We start from the raw sequence: 1158 nt of genomic DNA, 5'->3' as shown, positions 1-1158 counted from the left end.
CGACCGGAGCCGAGGATGACGAACGAACCGAGCTGCTGCTTGCATCGTCGCAGTCCTCGCAGACGCTCGACGAGGAATCTTCCCCCGGCCGAACGAAACTGCTCTCGTCGTCACAAGCTGCCAAGAGAAAGAGACTCGCAATAAAGAACGTCACACCGATGTGACCTATACCTTTCCACGATGACAATCGTTTTTTATGTAGCATTTTATTTTTCAAAGTCAACTCCACCCCCAAAAATTATTCTTCTAGTTTAGTACAGCGGACGGAGAAACCTTTTGCTTTAAGTTCTCTGTGATTTTGCTGTGGTGCAGAACCTGATGAACCAATGAGTCCGTGGTGAGCACGAATATCCGGTTCTTCGGCATATTCCTCTGGACGGAACCACGCAGTTCTATCCTTTAAGCCAGAAAATGTTCCATTTGTATTTCTCAATCCTGCGCCAACCAAGGAGAATCCGCTGCTATTCGTTCCACTGAAACCATGCATCGAACGCATTCCCTTGACGCCGTCATCATTTCCTTCGGCATTTATCACTATGACATAATCATTAAAATTAAACAATCTCCAGCCATCGGGGCAGATTCCCTGGTGGTTCGGCTGAATCAAATCGGCACAACTTTCAGTATTGCAGCGGCTCGGCAGCTGCATCATCTCAGCCCACTGGTAGAGGCCTCCAAATTCGTCGCACTTGGTGGTATCGTTGTTATAGCAATAGCGCTCTATCTTGGTATCGTCATTCTGGTCGTTTTCGCCGAGCACCATATCGCCGATATTCAAGTTCTCAGCCATTACAGTCACCGAGGCAACCTTACGCACAGTATCCGTACCCGTTATTGTTATATAGTAGTAGCTACGGCCATTGCGCGGATCCGTAAATGTCTTATAACGATTTTCACCAATACGCCAATCTTCTGCTAGAGCATCGGAGTGGTCAAACGGCACGTATTCGCTGCTGCTCGACACCGACGAGGAACTCGATTTCGCACTGCTGCTCGATTTTGCAGAACTGCTGCTCGATTTCGTACTGCTGCTGGATTTCGCAGAACTGCTGCTGGACTTAGCGGAGCTACTCGACTTAGCCGAGCTGCTGCTGGATAGATCCTCGACCGGAGCCGAGGATGACGAGCGCACCGAGCTGCTGGATAGATCCTCGACCG

The 1158-nt window shown here is 49.6% G+C and carries 1 protein-coding gene; it reads right to left on the bottom strand.

Going from position 1 to position 1158, the window contains the following annotated elements:
• Positions 1-238 precede the first annotated feature (238 nt).
• The coding region (locus B2310_RS07405; protein WP_290730091.1) for an FISUMP domain-containing protein at positions 239-1158 on the bottom strand (920 nt) is incomplete at its 5' end.

Origin of the sequence: Fibrobacter sp. UBA3629 (assembly GCF_002374005.1) — a bacterium.
Classification (GTDB): Bacteria; Fibrobacterota; Fibrobacteria; order Fibrobacterales; family Fibrobacteraceae; genus Fibrobacter.
The sequence above is the reverse complement of the archived record's forward strand: the minus strand, read 5'-3'. Positions and strand labels throughout refer to the sequence as shown.